The following is a 24,092-nucleotide window of genomic DNA, read 5'->3' as shown; positions in this document are numbered from 1 at the left end:
ACAACCAACTTTGTGGGTAAAGACTCATGAGCCGCATCGATGTAGACAGCGTCAACCTGGCGGATATGGAATTTTGGAAGCGCTCAGATCGCGAAGAATCCTTTGCCGCACTTCGCGAGCATAAACCGGTGAGCTGGCACGACTTCCCTGAGGCTTCTGCGGAAGCCGGTTGCAAAGGGTTCTGGTCAGTCGTTCGTTACGACGACATCGTCGCAGTGAGCAGTGACGCTAAGACCTTTATCAGCGGCGAAGGCACCATTGTTGGCGACCAGACCGTAGAAGAGGCTCACCAGGAAGGCTGGTTCCTGAACATGGATGCTACTCGCCATTTCAAGCTCCGCCAGGTGGTTGCTCGTGCGTTCTCGCCCCAGGGTGTAAACAAGATGACTGAGGTTGCCAAGGCGTACGCGACCTCCGTTGTGGCAAGTGTTAAAGAGCGCGGCGAATGCGATTATGCCAAAGACGTCGCTCAAGCATTCCCTGTGGAGGTGGTATGCGACTTCCTCGGTGCTCCGAAGGAAAACCGGCGCCGCCTGCACGAGCTCACTGTAACGGCACTTGCGGGAGATACGCTTGGCGTAAACGCTGTTGAAGCGATTACCGGAGCATTCGCGGAGCTGAATGACTACGGCCGATGCCTGGCAGCCGAGAAGCGCAAAAACCCCGGTGATGACATTCTGTCGATGATCCTGGCGACAGAAGTTGAAGGCAAAAAGCTGGACGATGTAGAAGCGGGTTATTTCTTCCAACTGCTCGTCACCGCTGGCATGGAGACAACCGGCACCGTAGGTGCTCACGCCATGAAGTGCTTCCTGGAATTCCCCGAGCAAATGAAGATCTGGGCAAACGACCCCGTGGGGGTTGCCCCCACCGGCTTCGAAGAGCTGGTACGTTGGGTAAGCCCGGTCATGCACATGCGCCGGACTGCCTCTTGTGATACCGAAATCAATGGCCAGCGAATTGCCCAAGGCGACAAAGTGGTCATGTGGTACAACTCCGCGAACCGTGATTCGAGTAAATTCGAGAACCCCTACGACTTCAATGTGTTGCGCTCCCCCAATCCACATCTCGGCTTCGGCGGCGGAGGTCGGCACACCTGCCTAGGCGCCCACCTTGCTCGACTTGAGTTGCCTTTCTTGCTTGCAGAGACACTGAAAGAGCTCAAGGACATCGAACTGGCCGGGGCGCCTGAGATGATTCCTTCTCGTTTCATCAATGGAATCGCCTCTCTCCCCATTCGCTTCAAAAATGCTTAAGGAATGCCAGCATGTCGTTCACTGACAAACGAATCGTAGTCACCGGCGTTTCCTCTGGCGTAGGCAAGGCGACCGCCCTGGCACTGATGAACGCAGGCGCATCTGTCATTGGTCTGGATGTGAAGCCGGCCCAGGAAAACTGCAGCCAGTTCATCCTCTGCGACCTTTCCAACCCAAACTCCATTGATCAAGCACTCACAGAAATCACTCAACCCATTGATGGTCTGGCAAACATTGCCGGCGTGCCAGGTAGCCTGCCAGCTGACCTGGTGTTCAAGGTGAATTTCCTGGGCTTGCGCTATCTCACCACCCAACTGCTACCGAAACTTGCCGACAAAGCATCGGTCGTAAACGTCGCCTCAACAGCAGGTGCGGGATGGCGCAAGCACAAAGCCGTTAGCGAAAGTTTGCTGACCCTGGGTGAATGGCGTCCATGCCTGGAAGCGTTCCAAGCGCTGAATATGGATGCGGTCACCACCTATGACTTCACTAAAGAGCTCGTCATTCTCTACACCATGCTTGTGGCCAGTAACCAGCGGCACCGAGGGGTGCGAGTGAATTCGGTCAGCCCGGGCGCTGTCTGCACGCCTATCCTGGCCGACTTCTACGACACCATGGGTGATGAGCTGCTGCAGAATCTGAAGGAGCAAGCTGGAGGCCGCGATGCTTACCCCGAGGAAATTGCCGGCGCAATTCTGCTGATGCTCGATCCAAGAGGTTTCTGGATCAACGGGACTGATTTAATCGTCGACGGTGGCGCTGAAGTCCTCATGAACCTGGAAGGCCTGGCTACTCCCCCGCTGCCCTTCAACTGAGCTATTTGTGCGCCGGGGCAGCGCGCTGTCCCGGCGCTTCGCGAGCGCAAACCATGAACGACAATTCCCGCGCATTAGCTGATGCAGATGTGATGAACGTCTTGCATCCCTATACCGACGCCCGCAAACATCAAGAGCTTGGGCCCATGATGATTGCGCGCGGCGAAGGTATCTACGTTTACGACTCGGAAGGCAAGGCCTACATTGAAGCGATGTCTGGACTCTGGAGCGTGGCTTTAGGGTTCAGCAATGAACGCTTGATTCAAGCGGCAGCAGCACAGCTTCGAACACTGCCGTTCTACCATACCTTCAATGGGAAGGGACATGCGCCAAGTACCAAGCTTGCTCGGAAACTGGTTGATCTCGCGCCTGTACCGATGAGTAAAGTGTTCTTCACCAACTCGGGTTCAGAGGCCAACGATACAATCGTCAAGCTCATATGGTACCGCAACAATGCTCTCGGCAAACCGCGGAAGAAAAAGCTGATCAGCAGGTTGAACGCCTACCATGGCGTCACAGTGATGAGTGCCAGTCTGACCGGTCTCCCCAACAACCACCGTGGCTTCGATCTACCGCTCGCCCCGGTGTTGCACGTGAGCTGCCCACACTACTATCGCTACGGCCTGCCATCTGAGACTGAGGAGCAGTATGCCGATCGGCTCGCGCAAGAATTGGAAGAGCTGATTCTCCATGAAGGCGCAGACACCATTGCCGCCTTCTTCGGCGAGCCCCTCATGGGCGCAGGCGGGGTCCTGGTGCCACCCGCTACGTACTGGCAGAAGATTCAAGCAGTTTGCCGCAAGTACGACATTCTTCTGGTAGCTGACGAGGTGATTTGCGGTTTTGGTCGCACGGGCTCAATGTTCGGATGCGAGACCTTCGATATCTACCCTGATGCCATGCTCGTATCGAAGCAGCTCTCGTCCAGTTATCAGCCCATTGCCGCAGTGCTGATCAACGAACGCATCTTCGACCCTATCGCCGATCAGTCCCACCAGATGGGTACTCTGGGACACGGTTTCACCGCAACTGGCCATCCTGTTGCATCTGCTGTCGCGCTGGAAAACATTCGAATTATCCAGGAAGAAAATCTCGTCGCACGGGCTGCAGAAATGGGTGCTCTGATGCATGAAAAACTCGGCTGCTACCTCGATCACCCACTGGTTGGCGAAGTGAGGGGGCAAGGCCTGATTGCTGCTGTGGAGCTCGTTTCGGACAAGGCCACCAAAGCCCGTTTCGATCCACCGGGAAACATCGGGGCCTACCTGGCTCAACGAGCGCAGCATCATGGATTCATCACTCGCAATATCGGTGATGCCATCGCATTCTGCCCGCCTCTGATTACCACCGAAGCCGAGATTCAGAAAATCATCGACCGGTTCGAGTGGGCATTGAGCGACACCGAACGCTGGTACCGCTCCCAATGTGCTTAACGTTTCGAAAGGTTGCGCGCTCTGTCCCGAACAGACAGGGCTGATCTAGAGCAATCGGCTCATCGCGGCGGTCACTAGCCACTGACTGCGATGAGCCGGGAAGCGATCAGGGTCAAGCAGGAAGGAAACAAGCAGACCATCTGTTACAGCAACGATGAAGTCAATCTCCTCTTCCAGTTGCCCTTGAATGTGAAATTCACCAGTGTTTAGACCCTCATCAATGTAGTTGCGAAGATGATTCCTGAAGTTTGCATAGACGTCATGGAATTTCCGACGCAGGTTTTCATCTTGACGCGCAGCAGCCCAGAATGACACCGAGATGACGGCATCATGCTCATCACTGATTTGAGGGGTCAGTTCTTCAATGACAGCTCGAACTTTTTCCTGAGCCGTTTGGTATTCCGCAACTCGGTGCTCTATCCGAGAAAATGCATCCTTCGAAATTTCATCAAAAGCGAAATTAATCAGCTCTTCTTTGCTATTGAAATAATGGGCCAGCGTTCCGCTGCTAAACCCGCCTTCGCGGGCAATACCCCGTATCGTTACATTCGCCAGGCCCTCTTTACCAATAGAGCGGATTACCGCCTTGGTGATTTCGGCTTTCCTTACTTCGTGGTCGACAATTTTTGGCATGGCAGAAATAACCGTACAAGTTCTGTGTATCTAATGGTCGCAAGGATGCCGACTCAGCCATTGAAAATCAATGACTTTGACTGCAAACGCGCTGTCGGATCGCATTCATGCCTTGTACGCACCGGGTGCAAGACCACTCCACCGCTGAAATGCTCGGCGAAACCCTGCGCCGTCGCAAAAACCGAGGCTTTCCGCGATATGATCAGTGGGCAGTTTCCCATCCTTCAACATGATTTTGGCTCGCTCGAAACGAACTTCATCGAGGAGCTGACGATAGCTCGTTTTGAACACCCCCAGCTGCCGCCTGAGTGTCCGGGCAGAGCAGTGCATTTGATGAGCCACCGCCTCCAGAGACGCAGGGGTTTGCAGATCACGTTCCAAGATCAGCTTCACACGTTGGAGCCATTCCCTTTCGGCAGCGTACTCACGGTTTTGCCTTCGGCATGCTTCGATAATTTCCAGGTGGGACACCGCATCGCGCATGGGCATCTTCACGTCTAACAAAGCCGCGTCGAAGATCATCAAGTTGCGAGGCTGATTGAACGTTACCTTGCACTCCAAATGCTCTTGGCACAGGGCCGCATGGCTAGGTGGCACGCAGCCCTCGAAGGTCACTTCATCGAGTACAAACGCCTGTTCCATGATGTCGCTGCAGCTGCGCTTGAATGAGGAGATAGCCAGCTCCGCATAGGAAACCTTCAAATCAGCGGCCCCCGAGTAGCCGCTAAAAATCACGCTTGCCCGCCCCTCTCGCTCATCAAGTGCCAGGTTGAAACCGTTAGCAATGAGCGCTGGAAACTCAGCTGCCACATTCAAAGCATCGCGGAGAGTCGGCGCGGTGAGCAGCGCATAGCCCAGCAAGCCATAGACAGAAACCCGAGCATTCAAACCGATCTCCATCGTGATATTCCTATGAGGGAACATCGCATTGACGTTGCGATAGATCACATACTCATCAACGATTTTGATTTTCCGGGTCAGGTCGTCGAGCATTTCGAGGGTGATCTCGCTCCCCTCAAGCGCGGAAGCGGGATCCCCGCCCGCCGCCCTGACCTGACCAATCAGTTGTCTTGTGTGATGCAGTGACGTCAACGAACAGCTTTTCCAACCACTCATGAGTGCATTCTCAAGAAAACCCGGAAATCTGCAGGGCGACGCCTGGACGCCCACCCACGACCCAAGCGCGCATTACCACTACCCTGCTGCAGTAGCAGCACGGGCAGCGAGCCAATGCATCAGTGTGCAGAGTATTTCCCGAGTTTTCATGGAGATCGGCCTTCTTAGCGTTTTTCTAGGTCGCATGACGCTCAAAGGAGCGGATCATGCGTGATCATCTCCGTCTCTTTTTAACACGGCCGTCGTGCTAACAAAAGCGAAGTGACGAACGGCACCTGCGGTGCCGGTACCGCCGTCGCCACCGAGGCAAAAAAAAGCCAGGCATGAGCCCGGCTGAAATGTGCGGAAAAGGTAAATCAGAAGCTTTTGGTAACGCCAACGACCACCCTTGCGGCGCAAGACTCTTTGTCCCCCTGGAATTGGAGGCATTCGGTTTCCGACAGGTTGGTAGCCACGTAACTCGCCGACCAATCCAACGTGCGCCAATTTTTGCTGACCTTGACCTCCCACTCACGGTAGGAGTCGTTGCCACTGCCGCTAGAGGAAAAGAAGGTAGGGTCTTTGTAATCGGCGAGGCCATACCGAATATCCAGGCCGATGCCATAGGGCAAGTCTTTGACGCCATAGCCGATGGAGGTATACAGATAGGTTTGATCACCGAAGTAATCGTCCGAGTAATAGCTACTGAGCTTAAAGCCAAAGGCAGTTAACACTGCATAGGTCTCGGTCGCATTCAACAGCGTTCCCTTTGGGAAGGTGTACTTGATATATCCCACGTCGATTCCAACCGCATCGGTAAACTGATGGGTGTAGCCAGCGAAATAATCGGCTTCGTAGCGAGCATCGATTCCATTTATATCGACATTGGAACTCCAGACGCCGGCATAGAGCCCACTGGAGTGGGCCAATGTAGCAGTACCCTGAACGGCAGGCTTGCGCTGCGTATAGGAGATACCGCGCATCGAGTATTCAGACAGCGCCCCGACAGAGCCTATCAGTTCAACATGCTCGCTCAGGGATACGGCTTGAGCCTGCGCACCATAAAAAATTCCAGTTCCCACAACGAGGCTCAACAGTGTTTTTTTCATGATCATTCTCTATGTTGTTTTTATGGCAGATACGAGCAATGCATGTGAAAAACTTAGGACACAGCTAGACTTGCCCACCCGCAAACGCGGATTGGACATAGGCACAGGAGAGCAGACGAAGAAGGCGACGATAGCGTCTGACAGACACAGGGCACCTCGTATTATTAGTTCATGCACTTTCGGCAGCAGAGGCTAATCCGCTTTGCTTGAATGTTCCGCTAGGCTTTTTTTTATTGATATAGCCGAGACGGCCAAAAACTAACCACAAGGGCCATAAGGCTTTGAGGCTAGCGGTGAAAAATGGCTTGAAGGATGAAGGCGCCCGAGGCACTCAGGCGAGCGACACCACCGGTGAAGACCCGCTCTGGCTGTGGAGTGCTGACAGCCGGCTTAACCGGCATAGCCAGGCAGGTTGATTGGTTTGATCAAACTGATGAGCGCTTTGACGCAGCCTGGCAAAGCTTCATATTTACGCACCACGATGCTGCGCTCCCTCACGGCCCAGGACTCGTCCAATGGCTTGACTGAGATGTTCATCAAGCGCTGATGACGAAGAGCCGCTGATTCAGGGATCACGCCGATGCCGACGCCAGCTTCTACCATCCTGCACACTGATTCAAAACTGGACACCTGAATTCGCCAAGTCAGGCTATGGCCTACCTGCCTGGCCTGTTCCCTGAGAAATTCATGAAGGGTACTCCCCTCCTGCAAGCCTATCTGGGGATAGCGAATCAGCTCATCGAACTTGATTGCCTCAGGTGCCTCGAGTGGATGACTTTGGGGCAGCACCAGCACCAGACGGTCTGTGCTGAAGTGGATGATTTCGAGGTCTTTCGCCGAGATGGGACCGGCAGTAATTCCCATATCTGTAGACCCATCAAGCACGCCCCTGACGATGTCAGAAGAATGGCGTTCCTGCAGATCAATCGTGACACCTGGATAGCTAGCGAGAAAACCGGCCAATACCTGCGGCAGGCATTCACTCACCGCCGTCGTGTTCGCGAAGATCCTGATATGCCCGGAAACTTCAGCGCCGTATTCATCGAACTCGGTCTTCAAATAACCAAGCTGACGCATGATGAGGCGGGCATGCGTCAGAAGCCTGCGACCACCTTCAGTGAGGCCTACCCCGCGACTATCTCGATAGAGCAGCTGCGTGTTCAGCTCCAACTCAAGGGCCTTGATACGGACGCTTGCCGCTGCAGGAGACATGAAGGAGCGTTTGGCCCCCTGCGTCAGGCTTGGGGCTTCGGCAATCTGGATGAATAGCGCCAAATCTTTGAAATCGATATTCATGAAGGCGCCTCGCCTGGATTTGATTGGCGTTAGGCTACACCGAACGCCTGCTTAATAGAATAACGATTCACAGAACGCTCGGTCGTGTTCATGCTTGCCCTAACACCAGATGGCCATCACCGAACATCAGCGATGGTCACCTCCTCGAACAACATTGTTTCCCGCTCCTGACGATCATTCTTGATCGTCAGGTCGTTAGGCCAGTGGCTTTACGGAGTACGCCGTGACCGATTTCACTCCCGCTCCTCGTCCGCTTGATGGCATCACTGTAGTTAGCTTTGAGCATGCCATCGCAGCGCCCTTCTGCACTCGCCAACTCGCCGACCTGGGTGCTCGCGTTATCAAAATCGAGCGGCCAAACGTGGGTGACTTCGCCCGGGCTTATGACAACCGCGCCAAGGGCCTGTCCTCGCACTTTGTGTGGACGAACCGTTCTAAGGAAAGCCTGGCTCTGGACGCCAAAAAGCCAGGCGCCGACCTAATTGTCGAAGCCCTCTTGGCCAAGGCTGATGTTTTGGTACAAAACCTCGCCCCAGGTGCAGCCGCTCGAATGGGGGTGTCCTTCGAAGCCTTGCATGAGCGCTTCCCTCGGTTGATCGTGTGTGACATCTCGGGTTATGGCGAAGGCGGTCCTTATGAACAGAGGAAAGCCTACGACCTGCTGATTCAGAGCGAGGGCGGTTTCCTGTCCGTGACGGGTGGCGCCGGTGAAGAAGAAATCGCCAAGGCAGGTTGCTCGATTGCCGATATTGCGGCGGGTATGTATGCGTACACGGGTGTGCTGTCTGCCCTGCACCTGCGGAACAAAACTGGCAAAGGGAGCCGCGTAGACGTGAGCATGCTGGAGAGCCTTGTCGAGTGGATGGGCTTCCCGCTCTACTACGCCTACAACGGTGCCACCCCACCAGCTCGTGCCGGCGCCTCCCACGCAACGATCTACCCATATGGCCCATTCCCGACCAGCCCGGAGGAGACCGTGATGCTTGGCCTGCAAAACGAGCGCGAATGGGCGTCGTTCTGCGAGAAGGTCTTGCAGAAGCCAGAGCTGCTTCAGGATGAACGATTCGATACCAATGCCAAGCGCTCCGCGAACCGTGATGCCCTGCGGGCAATCATCATCGAGAAGTTTGCTGAGCTCGGTAATGAGGAGGTCATCGCTCGCCTCGATGCTGCCCCGATCGCAAACGCTCAAGTCAACAACATGCACCAGGTCTGGCAGCACCCACAACTGCGTGCCCGCGAGCGCTGGGTTGAGGTGGACTCCCCTCAAGGCAAACTGCCCGCCCTCCTCCCCCCAGGGGCTAACCGTGCCTACCAACCTCGAATGGACGCTATTCCATCGATTGGCCAACACAACCAATCCATCCTGAAAGAGCTGGGCTACTCCGAATCCCAAATCGCCGAGCTGAAGGAAGTAGGTGCACTGTGACCACTCGTAAATCTCGCCTGATCCGCAGCGCCCTTTTCGTTCCTGGAAGCCGCCCAGAGCGTTTTGCGAAGGCTTTGGCCAGCGGCGCCGACGTCGTCATCGTGGACTTCGAGGACGCTGTTGAGGAAGAACTGAAAGCGCACGCCCGCGACAACCTGGCTGCTTTTCTGAATGAGAATCCAGATGCTTCTGTGGTGGTTCGCGTCAACGCTGCTGACCATCACCTGCACACCGATGACATCCAGTTCTGCGGCCGCCATCAAGGCATTGCAGCAGTCATCTTGCCCAAAGCTGAAACCGCACAACAAGTGCTCGTTGCAGCCGAATGCAAGAAACCTATTTGGCCGTTGATTGAGAGCGCAGCCGGATTGTCCAATTTGAGCGAAATCGCTGAGGTTTGGGCCGTCGAGCGCCTGACCTTCGGGGCGCTTGACCTGGCTCTGGACTTGGGAGTCCGTGCATCCAGCCCAGCCGCCTATCGGGTGCTCGACCAAGTGCGCTACCAAATGCTGGTCAACAGCACACTCCATGAGCTGGAAAAGCCGTTGGATACCGTATTCCCGAACATTGCAGATTCGGCGGGGCTCTCGACATTTGCAAGCGACGCTCGAGATCTCGGCTTCGCAGGAATGTTGGCGATTCATCCATCCCAGGTCGCGGTCATCAATGACGTCTTCACGCCATCTCAAAGCGAAATCAGCTGGGCAAAGCGTGTTATTGAGGCCGCTTCTGGGGCACCAGGCGCATTCCGCCTGGAGGGCAAAATGATTGATGCACCAGTGATTGCCGAAGCCGAACGCATTGTTGCCTTCTACGGGGCATGATGCCTCGCTGGCGCGATCATCGCTCGTGAACTTGGAACTCCAGTTGCCTTGGGATGTGGCGACGCAACGCACCGCCTAATCGCAATCCCGCATTGTGGGAATGATTGATAAACTACCTGGTAGTCGCGCATCAGGCCCCCTCAGGTCGTGGTATCTATCATCAAAAAGAGAGGGTGATATGGAACGAGCCAAGGGTACTGCCGCGCTTGAAAAAGCGTTCGATTTGTTAGAGGCGATCGGTCTGTCAGCTGAGGGGCTTGACCCCCAGCAGCTCAACGCGCGGGTCAATCTGCCCCGGGCCACCTTCTACCGCTTGCTAGGGCTCTTGATTGATCGTGGAATGATCAGGCGCGACTCCACCGGCAAACGCTATCGCCTGGGTTTTCGTTATCTAGAAATGGTGCGCGGCGCCTGGCTTGAGCCCGACCTTGTCGCTGCAGCCAGCTTTGAACTCAGGTCGTTGCGCGACTTGACAGGCGAGACCACCTATTTGGCGATACGTGATGGTGAGCACGTCTTGTCTCTCGAGCGATGCGACGGCGCTCATAGCAACCGTTCTGCTGCAGCTATGGGGCAACGCAAGCCGATGCACTGCACCGGCCAGGGTAAAGCGATCCTGAGTGCAATGGCTGAGGGCGAACGGCGCGATCTGCTGAAACAAATGCAATTGGAGCCACTTACCCCACTCACCATTACTGATCGCGCACGGTTGTTGACCGAGCTCGAGGTCACCCGCACCCGTGGTTATGCAATCGACGATGAGGAAATTGCCATGGGTATTCGGTGCGTAGCTGCACCGATCATTGACGCTTCAGGCCAAGTACGGGGGGCGTTGAGCATCGCCGGTCCTGCTTACAGACTCACACGCAAACGCCTGGACCTTCTTGGGCCAGAAGTCGCAGCCTCAGCGCAACGAGTCGGCAGTCAATTGACGGTTCGACATGTCTGCAACGCGCCGGATGTCTTGCAGCCAATCGATGACCGTTGGGCGTTTCTGGGCGGCTTTCCCCGCTGGAGTGGCCGAGAGAATTGCCTGTATTGGGTCGACCGCCTTGCCCCTGCTGTCTACCGATACGACGCTGAGGGCACGGAAAAAGTGTTCCGTCCCGAACACCCGGTAATCGGTATGGAGCTAACCGCTGATGGTCAATTCATCGCACTGGAAAATGAGTACTTGTTTATCAGAGAGGGCCGGGTTCGCAGTCGTGGGCAATGGGGATTCGGGGTCCCGACCTGCATCTGTAGCGACCCACAGGGGCGGATCTGGGCCGCTATTCGTATGAGCAGTGGCCAATGGAAAGTCGGCGAGGTGCACCGTGACGGGACATTAGCCAGCCATTGGCAATTCAACGAAGCAATAACAGCCTTGTCCTGGGACCCTCACCGCTCCCAACTTTTTGCACTGGCTACCGACTCCGGCACGCTGTTCAGACTCGAGTCAAATGGTCAGGTTCGTCGTTTCGCCACGCTTCCCAAGGGTTCGGGCCTGCTAAGCGGCCTTGCCGTGGATGAACAGGGTAACGTGTGGACCGCGCTGTCTGACGGCTGGAGCATCGTCAAGTTCGACCGTGACGGAAACATCGAGCAGATGCTTGGCGTCCCTGTAGCCTCGCCTACGGACCTATGCTTTGGCGGTAGCGACGGCACAACCTTGTACATCACGTCTTCGCGCCAAGCTGTCAGTCGTCAGGCACTCAAAACAGCACCTTGGTCGGGCACGGTGATGTGCACCCCCGTGGACAGTCGCGGAGCCCCCGCGACTGTCACACGCGGCCCTGCCTGAGTTACTTGAGGGCGAAGGTGTAGCTGAGGATTACCCGGTTCTCATCCCTTCGCCCGGTGACATCCCCTTGGATCTCAACGTTGCGCCAGCGCAAGGCCAAGTCCTTCAAAGGCCCGCTTTGGATGACATAAGTAATGTCCACGTTGCGCTCCCATTCTTTGCCGGACTGGCCATTGACCTCGAAGTCATCACCACGAACGTATCGGGCAAACGCCGAAAGACCGGGCACCCCAAGACCTGCGAAGTCAACGTCATAGCGCGCCTGCCACGAGCGCTCACCGGCTCTGTCGAAGCGCAGGACCTGGATGGCGTTGGAAACACCCGGAAGGTCCGTGTCATGCAGGAAAGGTAAAGCACTATCCCCCGCATTGTACTGATATCCCAGCGTGACTTTTTGATAGCCGTAGGCGGCGCTCAGTAGTCCGGAAGTCATGCGGCTGTCGAGGTCGCCGGCACGTGCGGCGCCGTCCTCTTTACTGTCGAGATAGTTCAGCGTGCCGCTCAGGCGCACGCCCCCAAGGTCCACATACTTCGTGCCGGTATACAGCGTCTGCTGATAGACATCTTCCAGGCGTCCACCCCAAACCCCAACCGACAGACTGGGGTCAGGCAGCCAGGTCCCGCCGAGATAGTTGAACCGATCACCTGTCACGTTTAAATAGTTGCCGGTCTGCATATCACGGCTACCACTGAATTCGCGATAGTTGACTTGCCGCATTTGCCCAAGGCTGAAGCTGAAGTGATCGAGCTCGTTGATATCGAGCATCGCGCCCTCAAAGAATTGTGGCAACAACCGAGAATCGCCAGCATAGACCAGGGGTATCTTCGGAAACAGCCCGCCTACCTTGAGCTCAGTTTTCGACACTTTAAACTTTACAGCCGCCGTCGCTTCGGAATACTCGTCCGCCGAGCGTGGGTCCGCATTGCGCGGGGCGCCGGCACGTTTATACGCGCCGGGTAACAAGGCGCTGCCACTACGATCCGGTGAAGAGTCTAGTTTCAGGCCCAAACCTGCGTAGACATCCACACCGACAGCAACCGGCGTGTCGGTATACCCAGATTGGGCCTTGAAGATGAACCCCTGCGCCCATTCTTCGATTTTTGACTGGGCGGGAGCGGTCGAATCACGTAGATCGTGGTTGTAGTAGAAATTGCGCAAGGTAAGGTTGGCCTTGCTGTCCTCAAAAAAGGCAGCTTGTGCCGACAATGGAATGAGCCCTGATACACAAAGCGCGATGGCGGATACGGACGGAGAGCGTGATTGACTGAATTGCATTTTTATTATTTTCCCTTCGGACGATTCAGTGAGTGCAGCGGGGGTACCGCTGCGGGCAGGAGTCAGCGGGGTGACCAGATAAAGCGCAAGTTCGCATCCAATGTCTGGCCAGGCTGGACAACATGCGTGCCTTGGTCTGCCCACTCGTTGACAGGGCTATTGAAAGCGTCCGCCAAATGCGAGACGGGCTCCAGGCACAGATAAGGAGCATGGTTGGGGGCAAACGCAACGAAATGGGTAAGTGGCTCTTCTGCCTTCATGAGCAACTGGCCTTGGTGATAATCAACCTTGAGCTCGCCATCCCACTGCGAACCGTACAAGGCCAACTCCCGTTCCAAAGCGTCATCGATGATGACCGGCGTGCTCTGCACTACCGAGTTACCGGTGGGCAGGTACTCATCATCGATCTGCCAGGCGCGCCCCACATTGAACTCGACACGCATCCCTGGATGACGATGGAAATAGGGATGCAGCCCAAGGCCTGCGGGCATTGATGTGTCACCCAAGTTGGTAACGGCAAGCCGTACAGAGAGGGTATTGCCGTCCAGGGTGAAACGTTGCTCAAACTTTACTGGCCACGGCCAATGTTCGCCCCCGTAAAGGCAGGCCAGCATGACGCTGTCTGCACTCCGTGCGGCCACCGTCCAGGGCAATGTTTGCCCTACCCCATGCAGGGTATGCGGGAGTGCCGCAGGATGCGGAGGCAGGGAGTAGGATTTCCCCTCATACACCAAGTTCGCCTGACGAACCCGGTTTGAATAAGGCATGAGCGGATAGATCCCCCCCCTTGGCCATGCCAGAGGATCGAAGGTGTCGGCTGCCAGCGGGGTCATGATGTCCACGCCATCCGCCTGCATCAGCGCGACGCGTCCGCCCCACTCGGGAATCAATGACAACGACCAGGTTTTATTGCTGAGTTCTATGCGAGTCATTGGCAGTTCCTTGTTTCACGCATGCAGCGTCCCGCCCGGCGCGTTGGACGCGCCGGTGGGTGTTGTTATAAAAGTCGCGGTTCGGGCGGGCTCAGCTTCGGCGGAACTGCTCGAATACGTTCATGTTCATTTCAAGCCCAAGCCCTGCTGCAGTTGGAACTTGCATCAGTCCATCGTGCAACAATCCTTTGATGTCATAGAGCCAACCATCCGTTTCAACATAGTGATACTCCACCAACGGCACGCCGGGCTGAACAGCGGCCAGGTGAAGACTCGCGAGCAAACCGGGGCCGAAGTACGGACTATGAGGCAGAACCAACGTGTCGTACTGCGCGGCTAAATCAGCGATGCGCATGCACTCGCTAATGCCGCCGACCTTGGTGACCGATGGCTGGATAGAGTCCACTGCGCCTTGTCGAAGGGCTTCTTCGAATTGCACCGCTGTACACCAGTTCTCACCGGCGGAGATGGACACACCCTGTCCGCGCAGACTCGCCAATGCCTGGAAATCTTCTGGCGGGAAGATCGGCTCTTCCAACCATGCCAACTCGAGCTCAGCCAATGTTGGCAACCATTCGCGGGTGGCATTGATTGACCATGAACAGTTGACATCGGTGGCCAGAGGAACGTCATGGCCGATGGCACGACGGCATTGGGCAACTTCTCCGACAACGTTTTCGTGCAACTTGATGTGCTTGAAACCTTCGCTCAGCGCGCGCTCGCACACTTTCGGCGCAATCGAGCCTTCGCCATAACGAACCAGGCTGGCATAAGCGGGGATGGCGGCGCGAGTACCGCCGCCTAGCAGGCGGTGCAGCGGCAGCCCCTCACGCTTGGCCTGCAGATCCCACAAGGCCATGTCCACACCAGACAAGCCGAACATCGTCACGCCGTAACGGCCAAAGATGTGCAAGCGAACTTGGGTGTCCAGATTCCAGGCCGCGATATCGGTGATGGTCTGTTCCACAGCGAGCGGGGTGATCAAACGATCGATCATCGCCTTTACCGAGTCCGCCACGAAATAACCGAATGCTTCGCCCCAGCCAACATTGCCGCGCTCGTCTTCGACCCGCACCAATACGTTTTCCAGCGTGTGCCAGGTCATCGGCGTGATGGTTTTGGCCTTGCCTCCGTCGTGGAACGGTATCTCGACCACAAAGGTCTTGATACTGGCGATTTTCATGACTGCGCTCCAAGCACGCTCACCAGTGGCGCACCGGCATAAGCCCCACCTACATGGTCGCGGCCTGAGGTGTTCGGGTCCATGGCCTCGTAGGGCAGGAAGCCAGGTGCCAGATGGTCTTTGGCATTGTCTTTTGGCTGATAACCAAGGGCCCGGGCGCGAGCGTTGTCGAACAGCGGGTTGGGGCTTTCCGACACACCGTACACGATTTCGTGACGGACTTCGGGGTGCTCCAAGCCAATGCGTACCAACTGGGCAAGGTCTCGGCTACTGGTCCACATCCGCAGACGACGGGCGTCTGAAACCTTGGCGTCGGCGTTACCGATCCGAATGATGAAGGTGGCCAAGTCATATCGCAGGGAGAATGCAGCACAGGCAGCTTCGCCGAAGACTTTGCTCATTGCGTAGTAGCTGTCAGGCGCTGGCAGCGCGTCATCGAAGGTCGCGGCCGCGTCGGTCCTGTACTGCCCCACTACATGGTGGCTGCTGGTGAAGAGGAAGCGCTTCACGCCATGCCGTTGTGCAGCTTCGAGAAGGTACAGCGTTGCATGATAGTTTGGCTCGACCGTGGCTTGGAACGCGATGTCAGTGCCGTGCGCGCACGCCAGATGAAGAATGCCAAACGTGCCCTGCACAGCCCGATCAACCAGCGCGGGGTCGGTAAGGTCACCCACGATTTCGGTTTCTCCGGGCTGCAGATCGTCGACTGGCCGGCGATCGAGTAGCCGCAATTGATAGTGCTCACGTAGCAATGGGCGAAGCGCAGTACCGACGATGCCAGCGGCACCGGTGATCAGTAAGGTTTGCATTTCAGGTACTCCTCGAATTGCGGGGCTGCTGCGCCGACAAAGCGGCGCGGCAGACTTGTTTCACACGCTGGCGGCGGGAGCCGGCTGGACCGCGGCGCGCTCGTTAACGAACAGGGCTACGATCACAGCGCCAACGATGCCCAGCGCACCGGCCAGGGCGAAGCCGCTGGCGAATGTGCCGGTAGATTGAATGATGATCCCGGTAACCGTAGGTGCGACGATCCCGGACAGGTTGGCCAGGCCGTGCATGAAGCCACCAGCGGTACCCACCTGATGATCCGGTACGGCGTCCTGGATCATGGACCAGTAGGCCGGTGCCGACAGCATCAGGAAGCCAACGGCAACGGTCATCACCGCCACTGCTGCACTGATACTTTCAAGTTGCCCAGTCAGCGCTACACAGCTGGCAGCTACCAGCAGGCAACTGACGAGCACCAGCTTGCGCGAATACAGCCGTCGGCCGGTACGCTTGAACACCCAGTCGATCAACAACCCGCCACCGATGAAACCGAACGTACCCACCAGCCATGGCAGTGCCGTCACCATACTCATCGACTTCAGATCGATACCCTTGGCGTCGATCAAGTAGCTGGGGAACCACGTCATGAAGAAGTACAGGATGTAGTTGTAACAGAACAGCGAAAGCCCTGAGATCAGCACCGCGCGCTGGGTGATGACCTGGATGACTGGGGTGCGCGGTGCTTCGCCAGGTGCCTGTACCGGTGCCTCGCGCTCGGCATTGATCAGCGCCAATTCCTCGCTACTGACCTTAGGGTGCTCCGTGGGTGTGGACGCGGCCATGCGCCACCAGGCTATCGCCCAGAGGATGCCGACACAGGCGATTACCACGAACGCAATGCGCCATCCCAGCCAAATGGCCAGAAAACCCACGATTGGGCCCGCCAGCGCGCCGCCCAATGGGCCGCCCGCTTGGGCGATACCAATGGCACGCGCACGCTCGGTGATCGGGAACCAGCTATTGATGGCTTTGTTCGCAGTCGTACTGACGGGGCCTTCGCCGACGCCAAACAAGGCACGAACGATCAGCAACGACCAGAAGTTGAACGCCAGTGCGGTAGAACCGCACAGGACCGACCAGAAGCCCATCGACCACGTCAGCACACGCTTGGGCCCGAAGCGGTCGGCCAGATAGCCGCCGACGAAGCAGAACAGCGCGTAGCCAAAGAAGAAGCTGCTGAAGATCAGCCCCTTCTCCGATGGCGTCAAATGGTAGTCCTGAGTGATGAAAGGCATAGCGATCGACAGAGCAGCACGATCTACATAGTTGATGACCATCGCGAGGAAAAGCATGGTCAAGATTGTCCAGCGGTAGGACTTTTTGTTATTCATCGGTGACTCCGCGCGCCCTCGTGGGGCGCGTCTGTTGTTATCGTTGTTGGTGTCAGACGGTGTAGTCGACCGCCACCCACTCAAAATACTGCTTCAGGTCTTTCACCAGGTCCTGATGGGCCGGGTGAGGCAGGTAACGTTCGACCGAAGCGGAATCATCGAAATCGGACTCCAGGATATAGTCCCAGCAGATCGGCCTGTCGAGCTCATTGGCCGCCACTCGCCAACCTCGGATGAAGTCGATCTGCTGGGGCAAAGCACGCATGCGCTCGACCAGCTCAGCCTCCAGCTGGGGCTGGACCTCAACGTTCGCATGGCGACGAAACATTACGATATGACGCATCATGACTTCGCCCTCTTGACTACATCTGTGCCCAGGTTGGCGCGTCTTGCAGCGCTACGGGACGAAGGAAACGTTCAAGCGCCGCGTAGCCGACCGAAGTGGTCTGCGGGGCTGTAGACGCCGGCCATGGGCCACCGTGTTGTTGTGCCGCACATACAGCCACGCCGGTGGGCACCCCCTTGAACAGCACGCGCCCTGCAACCTGTTCAGCAACACGAACAAGCGAACGGTTGTCGGGGGTATCGTCATCAGCACCCCAGATCGTGGCAGTGAGCGTGCCACCGATGGCCGTCAGCACCTGTTCAACCTGGCGCAGGTCAGACGCAGTGACGATCAGTGCGGCTGGGCCAAACATTTCTTCGCGCAGGTGAACGTTGGCAATGAACGATGCGGCATCGGTTCGGAAGAGCCGCGGAGCAGGTCCAGCGCCCTCGGTACCTTGGAATATTGCTTTGGCATGAGCCGCCACTACGGCGCTGGCATGCTCGAAACCTTCGCGCATGGATGGGGTCAGCATCGCATGGGTGAGCAGTGGCTCCAGCGCCGCACTCAGTTGTTCAATGAACCGCTCACTTGCCTGGCCTTCGAGCAGCACGATAACGCCAGGGCTGGTGCAGAATTGCCCGCAACCAAGGGTGATCGAGCCCGCCAACGTGTTGGCCAAATTCTGGCTGTCAGCCTGCAGAACGGCAGGCAGCGCCACGAGTGGGTTGATTGAGCCCAGCTCACCGAAGAATGGAATTGGACGAGGACGCTCGTTGGCCAGTTTCCACAAGGCGGTACCACCTTGATAGGAGCCGGTGAAGGCAACCGCTGCGATATCAGGATGTTGCACGAGATAGCCGCCCGCACCACGTGAGGCTCCTTCCACCAACGTGATCAAACCTGCCGGTTGACCTTGAGCTGCTACAACACGGCGAGCGAGTTCGTATACGGCGACGGAAAGCTTAGGGTGCCCGGAATGAGCCTTGACCACTACCGGGCAGCCAGCCGCCAGAGCCGAGGCGGTGTCGCCACCTAGCACAGAGAAGGCGAAGGGGAAGTTGCTGGCGGAGAACATCGCCACCGGGCCCAGTGGCCGCTGGACACGAGTCAGTTGAGGGCGCCCGGCTGGCGGTGCACCTGGGACAGCGTCGTCCACCACTTTGGCATGGGCCGCGCCTTTCTCGAGCTGCTCGGCGAAACCGCGCAACTGGAAAGCAGTACGCGCTACTTCACCATTCAGACGACCAGCGCCCAAGTGGCTTTCGTCGTCAGCAATCGCCACGAGATCCGCCTGCTGGTCCTCCAGCGCTTGAGCCAGCCCCCTCAGCAGTTGCGTGCGTACTTCGACGCTGGACTTGGCCCACAGCGGCGCGGCCTGAACGGCCAAGGCGACGGCGTCGTCGATGGCTTGGTAAGCGTTAACCTGTGTCATGTTCAAGCCTCCTTGTTGGCCGGTTCGAGGTGATAGCCACGACCGCTGTAGTCAAAATCGACCAGTTCGTTGATAGTCACCTGCTTGTCTGCAGGCGAGGCGTAGTAGGCGCGGATCTCGCGGATCAGGCCGCTGTCCTTGTCGAAGATGTACCACTCGTCACCGCGCAGTGCGGTGCCCAGCTTGCTCTTCCAATGGGTCCATTCGATCACTGCTTCGTCGCTGTCGTGGCTAACCAGGATTTTCTCGATCGTCCATTGCGAACCCAGATTCTCCACGCACCATTGCCACTTGCGCGCGATGGTGTCAGCGGTGCGCCACGGGATGTCGGGCAGCCCATCGGGGAAGTAATGCACAGCGTCTGGGGTGAAGCAGGACACCAGCTTGTCGTAATCGGCTTCGTTGCAGGCATCGAAGTAACGGCGAATGGTCTGGGCGTGCTTGTGCTCTGCCACGGGCTCAGTCCTTCTTGTCGATGATGGATGGGATGGCCGGACGCCCTGACGCTACCCAGTCCTGATAGGCCGCAACGGCCTCGGGGCTTGGTGGGTAAACACCCCACAGCGGCTCACCAGAGGCGATACGCATGGCCAGGTAGTTTTCGATGTCATCTTGCTCAAGGCATACATCGGCCAACTCTGCGGCCAGATGCGCAGGGACCAGGGTCAGGCCATCAGCATCACCAACGATCACATCACCTGGGTAGACAGCAATGCCTGCACAGCCGATAGGCACTTGCAGGTCAGCTACGTGGTGATAGGAAATACGGGTAGTTGCGGTGATTTCTCGAGCGTAAGCCGGCAACGGCATCTCTGCGATTTCGCTGCCGTCGCGCAGGGCGCCGTCGGTCACGATACCGCGGGCACCGCGGGCGAGCAGGCGGGTGACCAGAATATTGCCAGCAGAAGCTGCGGCCGGGTCGTTGCGGCTGTCGATGACCAGCACATCACCCGGCTGAATCTGCTCAACACCCTGCCACTGCAGATTGTCGCCGTTAGGCTTGGTGGTCATGGTGCCGTAAGTGTCGATGTCTTCGCGTGCCGGGATAAACCGCATGGTGAATGCTCGGCCCGCAAAAGGCTTGGCATTTCGGCTCATGGCTTTCAGACCAACGAACGCTGGCTGACGGAAACCGCGCTTGAACAATTGCGTGGTCAGCGAGCCGCTGGAGCAACGGGAAAGTTTTTCCAGGGTTTCATCGCTTACAGCGACGCTGCGATTGGCACTGTTGTCGTAGTCATCGGCGTATTGGTGGATAGCCATTAATTATTCTCCAGGCTGAATGGGACGGCAGGCTGGTTGAGCCAGCAACTGGAGCCGATGCTAGGTGCTAGCCCTCCTGCGACAAAATGTCATCGTCACTTATCAGCCCTGCTTGTCCCATATAGCGAGAGTTCTGCCTGCAGGGCTTTCGCAAAGCCGCGCCCACGCCTGCTGAGCGAGATAGGCTGCGCAAGCCTTTCAGCCCTGGAACAACGCAATGACTCACTATGAACTCGCCCCCAACCTTGCGGCTTACGTTGCTGCCAGCGCGACCTTTCGAGCGGAGAATGAAACCCTGGAATGCAAACGCGCAGCTTTTGCCAGGGCCTGCCGTCACTTCACCGAGCAGGCGCCCGTCAACGTCACGTTCTTCGATGATGCGGTCGATGCATGCGCGGTGCGTATCTACCTGCCAGTCAGCGAAGCGCCGGCCGGGGGGTGGCCCACACTGCTGTACATCCATGGAGGTGGTTGGAACCTGGGTAGCCATACCACACATGACTGGTTCGCCTTCGCCTTGCTCAAGCGGCTTCAGGTAGCCATCGTCGCTATTGATTACCGCTTGGCTCCGGAGCATCCGTTTCCGGCACCTTTGGATGACGCCCTGACAGTATGGCGCGCTTTGCGGGACGGGAAGTGGCCGGTATTGAGCCAGGAGCGGTTGATGGTTGCTGGTGACAGTGCGGGCGGAACGATTGCCGCAGGCCTGTGCATCGCCCTGCGCGATCATGCGATGGATCAACCGCTGCTGCAGGTGCTGGTATATCCAGTGTTGACCGACTCTGTCCAGTTGCCATCCATGCAGCAGCATGCACACGCCCCGATGCTAACCACTGCGGGGCTGCTTACTTCGCTAGAAGGTTATGTGCCCGAGCCCTCGCACCGGCATCTTCCCCAAGCGCTTCCTCTTAACACCCAAGACCCATCAGGCCTGGCCCCTGCATTCATCGGCGTGGCGGAGTACGACCCACTGTGTGACCAAGGGAAAGAGTATGCAGCACTGCTGCAGGCCGCCGGCATCCCAACTACGTTGCACCTAGGCCAAGGGTTGGTCCACGCCAGCCTGCGAGCCAAGGGAGTGGAGCAGGTAGAACTGTTCTACGACGCCATCGCCGAAGCAGTCCAGCGGGCGATCTAGCGCGACGCTGACTCCAGCATTCTCACAGTGCGGGAGAACCAGGCTGAGCCTGCTGGGAAGTTGATTGTCGTACTGCGGCCTTTTAACGCACCGTGCAGCAAGTCCCAACCAATAACAATTCAGAGGATTTGCTTGTGAAAGTATTCATTACTGGTGCTTCCGGCCGCGTAGGCAGTCAAGTCGCCAAGGCATTGATGGACCGTGGTCACTCCATCAGCACCATTGTTCTGCCAGGTGATCCCAACCTTTCCACGGCTCAAGCCGCGGGTATTGAATGCATCACGGGTGACCTCGCCGACCGCCATTGCGTTGCACAGGCAATGGAAGGAGCTGAAGCAGTCTTCCACTTGGCTGCACTGATCTCGTTCCGCGCCGAGGATCGCGACCGCCTGTGGCAGGCCAACGTTACCGGCAGCTACAACGTGTTCGACTGCGCCGCACGTCAATCTGCCCAGCGCCCTGTGCGGCTGATCTTCGCTTCCAGCGACCAGGTCTACCCAACACGCTTCGCTCGCTACCGTCCTGTGGACGAAAACCACCCGCGCGAGCCTTACAGCTTTTACGGTATGACCAAACTGTTGGGCCAGGACCTGCTGGACTTCTTCGCCCGCACCCATCCGAACCTCAAGGTCAGCACTGCTGTGTTTTCGCACATTGAGGCAGCCGCAGAAGTGATCGATCCCAAGGGCGAATACTCACGTCCCGCCTTCTCCCTACAAGGCCGTATCGACAGCCTGCGCGCGGCAAGCAGTCACAACGCCAACTCCGCCGCCAGCGATGTGCAACGCCTGCTGGAAATTCTCGAACCGCTGGCCGCCGATGACGACCCGCTGCTGATCGCTCGTGACGCGAATGGCAACGCCCACACGCAGGAGCTGACTGACGTACGCGACATCGTAGATGCGTTGCTGCTGATGCTCGACAAGCCCGCCGCCATTGGCGAAACCTTCAATCTGGCGCCCCCTAGCCTGGTAGGCCTGGACACATTCATTCCATACCTGGCCAAAGCTACCGGTCGCCGTTACGTCGAAGCCAAGCTGCCTGCGGAGCTGGGCCAGCCGCACAGCACCGCCGCCAAAGCTCGCGCCCTGCTGGGTTGGGTTCCACGTTACAGCCTGTTCGACATGGTTGACGACGCCATAGCAGCACAGAAGCGCTGATTCGTATCCTCCACCCAAAGCGCGCAGGTTCTCCTCGGCCTGTGCGTTGTTTCTTAGGCGAACCTACATGAATAACAATAAAAGTCAGTACCGTTGGTTCATTGTGACCATGCTGTTCATCGCGATGGTTATCAATTACATGGACCGCGCTGCGCTCTCGGTAGCAATGCCTTTCATCACCAAGAGCTTCGAGCTTACGCCCAGCGAAAAAGGGCTGGTATTCAGCGGCTTCTTCGTCGGCTATGCCGCGTTCAACTTCATCGGCGGCTATCTGGCTGACCGATACGGCCCGAAGCGTGTGTTCCTCTACGCCATGTGCATCTGGTCCGCCCTGTGCGCACTCACCGCCATGGCATTCAGTTTCTGGTCGTTGCTAATCGTCCGCGCCCTGTTCGGTGTCGGTGAGGGGCCGGTCCCCACTACCGCCAACAAGGTGGTCAACAACTGGTTCCCAATCCGCGAGCGCGCGCGGGCCGTAGGTATCAACCAAGCGGGTGGGCCGCTGGGCGGTGCGCTGGCGGGGCCGGTGATTGGCTTCCTTGCTCTTTCGCTCGGTTGGCAGTGGTCGTTTGTGATCGTTGGCGCTATTGGCGTGTTGTGGGCCGTGGCCTGGAAATTCATCGCCACCGATCGCCCAGCAGATCATCCTAAAGTGAGCGCGGCCGAACTTGCTGTAATCCAGGAAGGGCGTGAAACCATCAGCCAGACTGACCAGCCAATTGACAAGCCAAGCCTCGCCTCGGTACTCCTGCGTCCTTCAGTGCTGTGCACCGGTTTCTCTCTGTTCTGCTACAACTACACGCTGTACTTCTTCATGACATGGTTCCCCAGCTACTTGGTTGATACCAAAGGTGTGTCTCTGCAGGACATGAGCTGGATCACCGCCTTCCCGTGGCTGGTTGGTGCTTGCGGCATGGCTGCAGGCGGCTTCCTGATCGACCGTATTTACCAGAAGACCGGCCGTCAGCTGTTCTCCCGCAAGGTCGTGCTGGTCACCTGCCTCACCGTAGCAGCAGCCTGCATTGGCATCAGTGGCCGTTCAGAGTCGACACAGATGGTCGTGCTGTTCATGTCCATCGCGATTGGCTTCTTGATGCTGACGGCATCGGCCTACTGGGCGCTGATTCAGGACACTGTACCGAGTTACTATGTCGGCACTGCCGGAGGCCTTATGCACGGTATGGGCAATTGCGCCGGCCTGTTCGCACCGACACTGACCGGAGTGATCATCCAGGTCACCGGCACCTACAGCGCAGCATTTGTGGTTACCGGTGTACTCGGCGTTGCAGGTGCTTTGGCTGTGTGGTTGTTCGTCAGGGATCAAGCAGTTAAAACCAATCCGTCACCTCGACACCTCAAGGAATGCTAGTAAGGGCTCACGCCCAAAGTACAGAAACGCTGTACCTACCGCACGTCCCGATCGTGGGACGCGGTATCTGTGCTAGTACTCGCACACCGTCTGACAGGTAGCGCGCGGTCCCAGTGACCCGCGCACCTACCCCACCGCAATCCGCCTTGACGAACTGCTCCCGCGCCGCTTGCGCCTGC

The 24,092-nt window shown here is 57.5% G+C and carries 22 protein-coding genes; 9 read left to right on the top strand and 13 right to left on the bottom strand.

Going from position 1 to position 24,092, the window contains the following annotated elements; all coding sequences use genetic code 11:
• The first annotated feature begins 26 nt into the window (after positions 1–26).
• From DMX11_RS07855 to DMX11_RS07845, 3 genes are read left to right on the top strand one after another with little or no spacing between them, the layout of a single operon-like run.
• Positions 27–1,256 carry a cytochrome P450 gene (locus DMX11_RS07855; protein WP_110743974.1) on the top strand — a complete coding sequence of 410 codons (1,230 nt, stop codon included), beginning with the start codon at positions 27–29 and terminating at the stop codon, positions 1,254–1,256.
• 11 nt (positions 1,257–1,267) lie between these two features.
• Positions 1,268–2,071, top strand: a complete 804-nt coding sequence (locus DMX11_RS07850; protein ID WP_110743973.1) for a coniferyl-alcohol dehydrogenase — start codon at positions 1,268–1,270, stop codon at positions 2,069–2,071.
• A 53-nt stretch (positions 2,072–2,124) separates the two neighbouring features.
• The gene (locus tag DMX11_RS07845) at positions 2,125–3,504 is read left to right on the top strand and encodes an aspartate aminotransferase family protein (RefSeq protein ID WP_110743972.1); all 1,380 of its coding nucleotides are present in this window, start codon (positions 2,125–2,127) and stop codon (positions 3,502–3,504) included.
• 45 nt (positions 3,505–3,549) lie between these two features.
• Here DMX11_RS07845 and DMX11_RS07840 read toward each other — a convergent pair whose 3' ends face one another.
• From DMX11_RS07840 to DMX11_RS07825, 4 genes are all read right to left on the bottom strand, one after another.
• Complete coding sequence (locus DMX11_RS07840; RefSeq protein WP_110743971.1) at positions 3,550–4,137, bottom strand: TetR/AcrR family transcriptional regulator; 588 nt, start codon at positions 4,135–4,137, stop codon at positions 3,550–3,552.
• A gap of 105 nt (positions 4,138–4,242) precedes the next feature.
• Complete coding sequence (locus tag DMX11_RS07835; RefSeq protein WP_110743970.1) at positions 4,243–5,253, bottom strand: AraC family transcriptional regulator; 1,011 nt, start codon at positions 5,251–5,253, stop codon at positions 4,243–4,245.
• 356 nt (positions 5,254–5,609) lie between these two features.
• Entirely contained in the window at positions 5,610–6,341 is a 732-nt protein-coding gene (locus DMX11_RS07830) for a TorF family putative porin (protein WP_110743969.1), read from the bottom strand.
• 390 nt (positions 6,342–6,731) lie between these two features.
• Complete coding sequence (locus DMX11_RS07825; RefSeq protein ID WP_110743968.1) at positions 6,732–7,637, bottom strand: LysR family transcriptional regulator; 906 nt, start codon at positions 7,635–7,637, stop codon at positions 6,732–6,734.
• A gap of 223 nt (positions 7,638–7,860) precedes the next feature.
• Between DMX11_RS07825 and DMX11_RS07820 the strand changes: the two genes are divergently transcribed.
• From DMX11_RS07820 to DMX11_RS07810, 3 genes are all read left to right on the top strand, one after another.
• On the top strand, positions 7,861–9,066 hold the full coding sequence (locus DMX11_RS07820; RefSeq protein ID WP_110743967.1) for a CaiB/BaiF CoA-transferase family protein: 1,206 nt from the start codon (positions 7,861–7,863) through the stop codon (positions 9,064–9,066).
• Positions 9,063–9,890 (top strand): CoA ester lyase, encoded by an 828-nt coding sequence (locus DMX11_RS07815; RefSeq protein ID WP_110743966.1) that lies wholly within the window; start codon positions 9,063–9,065, stop codon positions 9,888–9,890. The genes DMX11_RS07820 and DMX11_RS07815 overlap by 4 nt, the downstream gene beginning before the upstream one ends.
• A gap of 178 nt (positions 9,891–10,068) precedes the next feature.
• Positions 10,069–11,673 (top strand): IclR family transcriptional regulator C-terminal domain-containing protein, encoded by a 1,605-nt coding sequence (locus DMX11_RS07810; RefSeq protein WP_110743965.1) that lies wholly within the window; start codon positions 10,069–10,071, stop codon positions 11,671–11,673.
• Between the two features lies 1 nt (position 11,674).
• Here DMX11_RS07810 and DMX11_RS07805 read toward each other — a convergent pair whose 3' ends face one another.
• The 9 genes from DMX11_RS07805 to DMX11_RS07765 all read right to left on the bottom strand — a co-directional run bounded on the left by DMX11_RS07805 (position 11,675) and on the right by DMX11_RS07765 (position 20,246).
• Positions 11,675–12,949, bottom strand: coding sequence for an OprD family porin (locus DMX11_RS07805; protein WP_110743964.1), 1,275 nt, complete (start codon positions 12,947–12,949; stop codon positions 11,675–11,677).
• 62 nt (positions 12,950–13,011) lie between these two features.
• Positions 13,012–13,881, bottom strand: a complete 870-nt coding sequence (locus DMX11_RS07800) for an aldose 1-epimerase (RefSeq protein WP_110743963.1) — start codon at positions 13,879–13,881, stop codon at positions 13,012–13,014.
• A 91-nt stretch (positions 13,882–13,972) separates the two neighbouring features.
• Positions 13,973–15,064: a mandelate racemase/muconate lactonizing enzyme family protein gene (locus tag DMX11_RS07795; protein WP_110743962.1), complete on the bottom strand. Its 1,092-nt coding sequence runs from the start codon at positions 15,062–15,064 to the stop codon at positions 13,973–13,975.
• A complete protein-coding gene (locus tag DMX11_RS07790; protein WP_110743961.1) occupies positions 15,061–15,873 on the bottom strand; it encodes an NAD(P)-dependent oxidoreductase in 813 nt (270 codons plus the stop codon). The genes DMX11_RS07795 and DMX11_RS07790 overlap by 4 nt, the downstream gene beginning before the upstream one ends.
• Before the next feature lie 60 nt (positions 15,874–15,933).
• Positions 15,934–17,223, bottom strand: coding sequence for an MFS transporter (locus DMX11_RS07785; protein ID WP_110743960.1), 1,290 nt, complete (start codon positions 17,221–17,223; stop codon positions 15,934–15,936).
• A 52-nt stretch (positions 17,224–17,275) separates the two neighbouring features.
• Entirely contained in the window at positions 17,276–17,569 is a 294-nt protein-coding gene (locus tag DMX11_RS07780; RefSeq protein ID WP_110743959.1) for a Dabb family protein, read from the bottom strand.
• 16 nt (positions 17,570–17,585) lie between these two features.
• Complete coding sequence (locus DMX11_RS07775; RefSeq protein ID WP_110743958.1) at positions 17,586–18,983, bottom strand: aldehyde dehydrogenase (NADP(+)); 1,398 nt, start codon at positions 18,981–18,983, stop codon at positions 17,586–17,588.
• Between the two features lie 2 nt (positions 18,984–18,985).
• Positions 18,986–19,438, bottom strand: a complete 453-nt coding sequence (locus tag DMX11_RS07770; protein WP_110743957.1) for a nuclear transport factor 2 family protein — start codon at positions 19,436–19,438, stop codon at positions 18,986–18,988.
• 4 nt (positions 19,439–19,442) lie between these two features.
• Complete coding sequence (locus tag DMX11_RS07765; protein WP_110743956.1) at positions 19,443–20,246, bottom strand: ribonuclease activity regulator RraA; 804 nt, start codon at positions 20,244–20,246, stop codon at positions 19,443–19,445.
• Between the two features lie 217 nt (positions 20,247–20,463).
• On the opposite strand from DMX11_RS07765, the gene DMX11_RS07760 reads away from it, so the two are divergent.
• From DMX11_RS07760 to DMX11_RS07750, 3 genes are all read left to right on the top strand, one after another.
• Complete coding sequence (locus DMX11_RS07760) at positions 20,464–21,384, top strand: alpha/beta hydrolase (protein WP_110743955.1); 921 nt, start codon at positions 20,464–20,466, stop codon at positions 21,382–21,384.
• A 134-nt stretch (positions 21,385–21,518) separates the two neighbouring features.
• A complete protein-coding gene (locus DMX11_RS07755; RefSeq protein WP_158286162.1) occupies positions 21,519–22,544 on the top strand; it encodes an NAD(P)-dependent oxidoreductase in 1,026 nt (341 codons plus the stop codon).
• A 67-nt stretch (positions 22,545–22,611) separates the two neighbouring features.
• Entirely contained in the window at positions 22,612–23,913 is a 1,302-nt protein-coding gene (locus DMX11_RS07750) for an MFS transporter (protein ID WP_110743953.1), read from the top strand.
• The last annotated feature ends 179 nt before the right edge of the window (positions 23,914–24,092 follow it).

This window comes from Pseudomonas sp. LB-090624 (assembly GCF_003205205.1).
In the GTDB taxonomy this organism is placed as follows: Bacteria; Pseudomonadota; Gammaproteobacteria; order Pseudomonadales; family Pseudomonadaceae; genus Aquipseudomonas.
Note: the sequence above shows the minus strand (reverse complement) of the source record. Positions and strands in the feature narration are given on the sequence as shown.

Coding starts and splice junctions, on each gene's coding strand:
- DMX11_RS07750 (WP_110743953.1), top strand. CDS start 22,612: ATGAATAACAATAAAAGTCAGTACCGTTGGTTCATTGTGACCATGCTG.
- DMX11_RS07855 (WP_110743974.1), top strand. CDS start 27: ATGAGCCGCATCGATGTAGACAGCGTCAACCTGGCGGATATGGAATTT.
- DMX11_RS07830 (WP_110743969.1), bottom strand. CDS start 6,341: ATGAAAAAAACACTGTTGAGCCTCGTTGTGGGAACTGGAATTTTTTAT.
- DMX11_RS07775 (WP_110743958.1), bottom strand. CDS start 18,983: ATGACACAGGTTAACGCTTACCAAGCCATCGACGACGCCGTCGCCTTG.
- DMX11_RS07785 (WP_110743960.1), bottom strand. CDS start 17,223: ATGAATAACAAAAAGTCCTACCGCTGGACAATCTTGACCATGCTTTTC.
- DMX11_RS07835 (WP_110743970.1), bottom strand. CDS start 5,253: ATGAGTGGTTGGAAAAGCTGTTCGTTGACGTCACTGCATCACACAAGA.
- DMX11_RS07780 (WP_110743959.1), bottom strand. CDS start 17,569: ATGATGCGTCATATCGTAATGTTTCGTCGCCATGCGAACGTTGAGGTC.
- DMX11_RS07805 (WP_110743964.1), bottom strand. CDS start 12,949: ATGCAATTCAGTCAATCACGCTCTCCGTCCGTATCCGCCATCGCGCTT.
- DMX11_RS07810 (WP_110743965.1), top strand. CDS start 10,069: ATGGAACGAGCCAAGGGTACTGCCGCGCTTGAAAAAGCGTTCGATTTG.
- DMX11_RS07765 (WP_110743956.1), bottom strand. CDS start 20,246: ATGGCTATCCACCAATACGCCGATGACTACGACAACAGTGCCAATCGC.
- DMX11_RS07850 (WP_110743973.1), top strand. CDS start 1,268: ATGTCGTTCACTGACAAACGAATCGTAGTCACCGGCGTTTCCTCTGGC.
- DMX11_RS07845 (WP_110743972.1), top strand. CDS start 2,125: ATGAACGACAATTCCCGCGCATTAGCTGATGCAGATGTGATGAACGTC.
- DMX11_RS07760 (WP_110743955.1), top strand. CDS start 20,464: ATGACTCACTATGAACTCGCCCCCAACCTTGCGGCTTACGTTGCTGCC.
- DMX11_RS07795 (WP_110743962.1), bottom strand. CDS start 15,064: ATGAAAATCGCCAGTATCAAGACCTTTGTGGTCGAGATACCGTTCCAC.
- DMX11_RS07790 (WP_110743961.1), bottom strand. CDS start 15,873: ATGCAAACCTTACTGATCACCGGTGCCGCTGGCATCGTCGGTACTGCG.
- DMX11_RS07825 (WP_110743968.1), bottom strand. CDS start 7,637: ATGAATATCGATTTCAAAGATTTGGCGCTATTCATCCAGATTGCCGAA.
- DMX11_RS07800 (WP_110743963.1), bottom strand. CDS start 13,881: ATGACTCGCATAGAACTCAGCAATAAAACCTGGTCGTTGTCATTGATT.
- DMX11_RS07840 (WP_110743971.1), bottom strand. CDS start 4,137: ATGCCAAAAATTGTCGACCACGAAGTAAGGAAAGCCGAAATCACCAAG.